Source organism: Microbacterium sp. (assembly GCF_049650565.1).
Classification (GTDB): Bacteria; Actinomycetota; Actinomycetes; order Actinomycetales; family Microbacteriaceae; genus Microbacterium.
In genome coordinates, this window is record NZ_JBASAK010000074.1 from 1 (window position 1) to 5,871 (window position 5,871).

A 5,871-nucleotide genomic window follows, 5' to 3' on the forward strand; every position below is an offset into this window, starting at 1 on the left:
GGTTCTCAGCCGACGCACTCCGATCCAGTCAGGGCGGATGCTGGGCCCCGCGAGGCCCCACGTAGACTGGGGCAGTCCATATTCCCCGATCAGAAGGAATCCTCCGTGCTCCGCACACACACGGCAGGCTCGCTGCGAGCCTCGCACATCGGTCAGACCGTCACCCTCTCGGGCTGGGTCGATCGTCGCCGCGATCACGGAGGCGTCGCGTTCATCGATCTTCGCGATGCGTCCGGCATCGCGCAGGTCGTCATCCGCGACGAGGAGGTCGCGCACCCGCTGCGCAGCGAGTTCGTGCTGAAGGTCACCGGCACCGTCGAGCGCCGCCCCGAGGGCAACGAGAACCCGAACCTGCCGACCGGCGAGGTCGAGCTGATCGCGGCGGATGTCGTGGTACTGAACGAGTCCGCCCCGCTCCCCTTCCCGGTGTCGAGCGGGCTGGCCGAGACCGACCCGATCGGCGAGGAGACGCGCCTCAAGCACCGCTACCTCGACCTGCGCCGTCCGGCTCCCGCCGCCGCCATGCGCCTGCGTTCGGATGTCTACAAGGCCATCCGCGACGAGCTGCACAGCCGCGACTTCACCGAGGTCGAGACTCCCACGCTCACCCGTTCCACGCCCGAGGGCGCGCGCGACTTCCTGGTGCCCGCTCGCCTGCGCCCCGGCTCCTGGTACGCGCTGCCGCAGTCCCCTCAGCTGTTCAAGCAGCTGCTGATGGTGGGCGGCATCGAGAAGTACTTCCAGATCGCGCGCTGCTACCGCGATGAGGACTTCCGCGCCGACCGCCAGCCGGAGTTCACGCAGCTCGACATCGAGATGAGCTTCGTGGAGCAGGAGGACATCATCGAGATGATGGAGTCCCTCATCGTCGCGATGTGGAAGACCATCGACGTCGACGTGCAGCTCCCCCTGCCGCGGATGACGTACGCCGACGCCATGGCCAAGTACGGCTCCGACAAGCCCGACCTGCGGTTCGGACTGGAGCTGGTCGAGGCCACCGACTACTTCACCGAGACCCCTTTCCGCGTGTTCCAGTCGGAGTACGTCGGCGCCGTGCTCATGCCCGGCGGCGCCTCGCAGCCGCGCAAGACGCTGGATGCCTGGCAGGACTGGGCCAAGCAGCGCGGTGCGCGGGGCCTGGCATATGTGCTCTTCAACGAGGACGGCACGCTGGGCGGCCCCGTCGCCAAGAACCTGTCCGAGTCCGAGCGCGAGGGCCTCGCGGCGCTCGTGGGCGCGAAGCCCGGCGACTGCGCGTTCTTCGCCGCCGGTTCCGCGAAGGACTCCCGCGCCCTGCTGGGCGCCGCCCGTGTGGAGATCGGCCGCCGCCTGAACCTGCTGAACCCCGACGAGTTCGCGTTCACCTGGGTGCTGGACGCCCCGATGTTCGAGCCGGCGGCGGATGCCGTTGCCTCGGGCGACGTGGCTGTCGGCGCCGGTGCGTGGACGGCCGTGCACCACGCGTTCACCGGCCCCAAGCCGGAGTTCGAGGACACGTTCGACACCGACCCGGCATCCGCCCTGGCCTACGCGTACGACATCGTCTGCAACGGCTCCGAGCTGGGCGGCGGTTCGATCCGCATCCACCGCGAGGACATCCAGAAGCGCGTCTTCAAGGTGATGGGCATCAGCGAGGAGCAGGCCGACGAGAAGTTCGGCTTCCTGCTGGACGCGTTCGCCTTCGGCGCCCCACCGCACGGCGGGATCGCGCTGGGCATGGACCGCGTCATGCAGCACCTGACCAAGACCGACTCGATCCGCGAGGTGATCGCGTTCCCGAAGTCCGGCAACGGCTTCGACCCGCTCACCGAGGCTCCCGGCCCCATCACGCCCGAGCAGCGCGCCGAGGCCGGCGTGGACTTCGTCCCCGAGGACAACGAGGACGTGCAGCCCGCCGAGGCCTGATCGCCGCCCCTGTTCACCGTCGCCGCCCCTGCTGATCCACGTCGTTCAGCAGGGGCGGCGTCGTTCAGCAGGGGCAGCAATACAGCTGGGGCCCTGAGCCGTGTCCGCGCGCCCCGGAGGCTCCAGGCGGCGCTGAGCCGCGGGTGGAGTGGGACGTGGGGAGCGAAGGGTCGAGCGACGCGGTCAGGGCAGCGCGGCGAGGAACGGCCCGAGGTTCTCGTTCCACACGTCCACGCCGAGCTTGCCGATCAGGCCGATCACCACGAGCAGGAACACCACGCGGATGAACTTCGAGCCACGGGCGATGGCCATCCGCGACCCCAGGTAGCTGCCGGCGACGTTGGCGACCGCCAGGATCGCGCCGAAGGCCCACAGCACCGCGCCATGCGGGATGAACAGCAGCAGCGCGCCGAGGTTGGTGGCCAGATTCACGATCTTGGCCTTGGCGCTGGACTGCAGGAAGTCATAGCCCAGCAGCGCCACCAGCGTGATCACCAGGAACGTGCCGGTGCCCGGCCCGATCAACCCGTCGTAGAACCCGATCACCACCCCGATCACCCCCGCCGTGATGTGGTGCCTGCGGCCCTGGTAGCGCAGCTTCGTCGCGGCTCCCAGTTCGGGCCGGAAGAACGTGAAGATCGCAACCGCCAGCAGGGCGATCACGATGATGGGCTTGAAGGCGGATGCCGGAAGCAGGATCGCCACGGCGGCACCGCCGAATGATCCGGCCAGCGCGATGAGGGCCATCGGGATGGCGGTCCGCAGGTCGGGTCTCGCACGCCGATAGTAGGTCACAGCGGATGTCGTCGTCCCGAAGACGCCGGCGAGCTTGTTGGTGGCCAGCGCCTGCACCGGCAGGATGCCCGGGATCAGCAGCAGCGCGGGCAGCTGCAGCAGCCCGCCGCCGCCCACCACGGCATCGATCCAGCCCGCGCCGAAGGCAGCCACGACGATGAGCACGAGCATGCCCCACGTGAGCTGTTCGAGTCCGAGGAGCGCTCCGATGTCCATCAGCTCCCAGGATGCCAGAATCGAGCGCACCGTCACGACGACCGTCACCGAAGCGCAACTTGTCGAAGTCGACATCCACGGGCCGCGCCCGATAACCTCGCGTTAACCGGCCCCGCCCCGGGACGTCACCGGAGACGCATAGCGTTCCTCCCGTTCCCGCCCCGGCACCGGCCGGATATCCGAGAGGAAGACATGGCAATCATCACCCGCCGCGCGCGCCTGGGCGCCGGCATCGCACTGGCCACAGCCGCAGCGCTGCTGCTCACGTCGTGCTCAGGCGCCACGACCGACGGCGGCGACGCCTCCCAGGCGGCCACCGCGACCTCCGTCAAAGACTTCGGCTCGTTCGCGGATCTCGAGGCCGCGGCGAAGAAGGAGGCTCAGCTGAACGTCATCGCCCTCCCGCACGACTGGGCCAACTACGGCGCCATCCTCGACGCGTTCAAGAAGAAGTACCCCGAGATCACGATCAACGAGCAGTCGCCGGACGTCTCCAGCGCCGAGGAGATCCAGGCGGCCAAGACCAACAAGGGCCTGGACACCGCCCCCGACGTGTTCGATCTGGGTCTGGCCGTCGCGCTGGCGAACACCGACGTGTTCGCCCCGTACAAGGTGCAGACCTGGGACGACATCCCCGCTGAGCTGAAGGAGTCCACCGGGTTGTTCGTGGGCGACTACGGCGGATACATGTCCATCGGCTACGACTCCTCGAAGTTCCCCGAGCCGAAGAGCCTCGACGATCTGAAGAGCTCGAAGTTCAAGGGCTCCGTCGCCATCAACGGCGACCCGACGCAGGCCGGCGCGGCCTTCGCCGCCATCGGCCTGGCGACCGTGCAGTCCGACGGAACGCTGGACGACTTCCAGCCCGGCATCGACTACTTCGCCGAGCTGCAGAAGACCGGCAACTTCCTCAAGGTCGACCCGACGCCCGCCACCGTCGCCAGCGGCGAGACCCCGGTCGTGTTCGACTGGGACTACCTGAACGCCGCCTACTCCAAGGACGTCAAGAACTGGAAGGTGACCGTGCTGCCCGGAGTCGGTTACGCCGGCTACTACAACCAGGCCATCAACAAGGACGCCGCTCACCCGGCGGCCGCTCGCCTGTGGCAGGAGTTCCTGTACAGCGATGAGGGCCAGAACCTGTATCTGGGCGGCGGCGCGCGCCCGGCCCGCATGGAGGCCATGACCGCCGCCGGCACGATCAACGCCGAGGTGGCGGCCACGCTGCCGAAGGTGCCGGAGAAGACCGTCGTGCCCACCGAGAAGCAGAGCACCGATGCCGGCAAGCTGCTCGGCGAGAAGTGGGCGGCGGCGATCCAGTGACGGCCGCCGTCACCGCGGGGGCGGGTGCTTCGGCATCCGCCCCCGTTCCCGTACTCGCCGGACGCGCCCGGCGCGGCGCCTCCTGGGCGTGGCTGGGTCTGACTCCTTTCGCCGCCTATGTGCTGCTGTTCCTGGCTCTGCCGACAGTGCTGGCCATCGGCAGCGGTTTCTTCACCAAGACCGGCGCGTTCACCTGGGGCAATCTGTCGGCGCTGACCGACCCCGTGGTGCTGGAGACGTTCGCCGACTCCGCCTGGGTGTCCCTGCTGACGGCCGTCGTCGGCGCCGTCGCCGGCGCCCTGGTCTGCTACGCCATGCTGGGCCTGAACCCCGAGGGCGCCATCCGCCAGTCGGTGGATGCCGCCTCCGGCGTGCTCGCGCAGTTCGGCGGCGTGATGCTGGCCTTCGCGTTCATCTCGACCATCGGCATCCAGGGCGTGATCACGGTGCTGCTGAAGGACGCGTTCGGGATCAACATCTTCGCCGAGGGCAACTGGATCTACGAGGTTCCGGGACTCCTCCTGCCCTACATCTACTTCCAGGTCCCCCTGATGGTGATCACGTTCATGCCCGCCCTCGCCGCGCTCAAGCCGCAGTGGGCCGAGGCCAACGCCACACTCGGCGGCACCCGCCGCAGCTTCTGGATGCAGATCGGCTTCCCCGTGCTGGCCCCGTCGTTCCTGGCCAGCCTGCTGCTGCTGTTCGCCAACGCGTTCTCGTCGTACGCCACGGCCGCTGCGCTCATCAGCCAGGGCTCGCAGATCGTGCCGCTGCAGATCCGCGCGGCGCTCACCAGCGAAACGGTGCTGGGCCGCGAGAACCTGGCCGGCGCGCTGGCACTCGGCATGATCATCGTGGTCGGCATCGTGATGGCGGTCTACTCGCTCATCCAGCGCCGGGCTGCGAGGTGGCAGGCATGAACGCGCTCGCCCCCTCTCGCCTCACGCGCTGGATCATCGGCATCCTCGTCGGCGCGTTCTTCGCCATCCCGCTCATCTCGACGTTCCTGTACACCCTGCGAGACGACAAGAAGGGCGGCTACTCGCTCGTGCACTGGGCGGCGCTGTTCGATCCGGCATCCGCGGGCATGATCAGGCCCATCTGGACGGGCCTGGGCAACTCGCTCGTGCTGTCGGTGGTGACGGTCGTGATCGTGCTGGTGCTGCTGGCGCCGACGATGATCCTCGTGCACCTGCGCTTTCCGAAGCTGCGGCCGTACTTCGAGTTCCTCGCACTGCTGCCCATCTCGATCCCCGCCATCGTGCTCGTGGTCGGCCTGTCTCCGATCTACCTGCAGATCGCGAGGATGATGGGCACCGGCACCTGGACTCTGGCGTTCGCCTACGGCATCACCGTGCTGCCGTTCGCGTACCGCGCCATCCAGGCATCCATCGACGCGGCCGATCTGCGCACCCTCGCCGAGGCCGCGCGCACCCTGGGCGCCAACTGGTTCAGCGTGGTCGTCAAGGTGCTCGCGCCCAACATCCGCCAGGGCCTGCTGGCGGCATCCCTCATCTCGGTGGCCGTGGTGCTGGGCGAGTTCACGATCGCCTCGCTGCTGAACCGGCAGGTCTTCCAGACCGCCATGGTCGTCGTCCGCAACCAGGATCCGTACCTGCCCGCCATCTTCAC

5 protein-coding genes are annotated in these 5,871 nt (G+C 68.5%); 4 read left to right on the forward strand and 1 reads right to left on the reverse strand.

Translation table 11 applies throughout. The features are described 5' to 3' along the window. Window positions 1-105: 105 nt before the first annotated feature. Complete coding sequence (aspS, locus tag WA967_RS12570) at window positions 106-1,905, forward strand: aspartate--tRNA ligase (RefSeq protein WP_424423088.1); 1,800 nt, start codon at window positions 106-108, stop codon at window positions 1,903-1,905. Between the two features lie 183 nt (window positions 1,906-2,088). Here aspS and WA967_RS12575 read toward each other — a convergent pair whose 3' ends face one another. Next, entirely contained in the window at window positions 2,089-2,916 is an 828-nt protein-coding gene (locus WA967_RS12575) for a sulfite exporter TauE/SafE family protein (protein ID WP_424423096.1), read from the reverse strand. Window positions 2,917-3,108: 192 nt separating this feature from the next. Here WA967_RS12575 and WA967_RS12580 point away from each other — a divergent pair, with 192 nt between their 5' ends. The 3 genes from WA967_RS12580 to WA967_RS12590 all read left to right on the forward strand — a co-directional run. Continuing rightward, window positions 3,109-4,239 carry an ABC transporter substrate-binding protein gene (locus tag WA967_RS12580; protein ID WP_424423090.1) on the forward strand — a complete coding sequence of 377 codons (1,131 nt, stop codon included), beginning with the start codon at window positions 3,109-3,111 and terminating at the stop codon, window positions 4,237-4,239. Continuing rightward, window positions 4,236-5,159 carry an ABC transporter permease gene (locus tag WA967_RS12585; protein WP_424423092.1) on the forward strand — a complete coding sequence of 308 codons (924 nt, stop codon included), beginning with the start codon at window positions 4,236-4,238 and terminating at the stop codon, window positions 5,157-5,159. The genes WA967_RS12580 and WA967_RS12585 overlap by 4 nt, the downstream gene beginning before the upstream one ends. Beyond that, on the forward strand, window positions 5,156-5,871 hold a 716-nt coding region (locus WA967_RS12590; protein ID WP_424423094.1), incomplete at its 3' end, for an ABC transporter permease. The genes WA967_RS12585 and WA967_RS12590, both read left to right, overlap by 4 nt.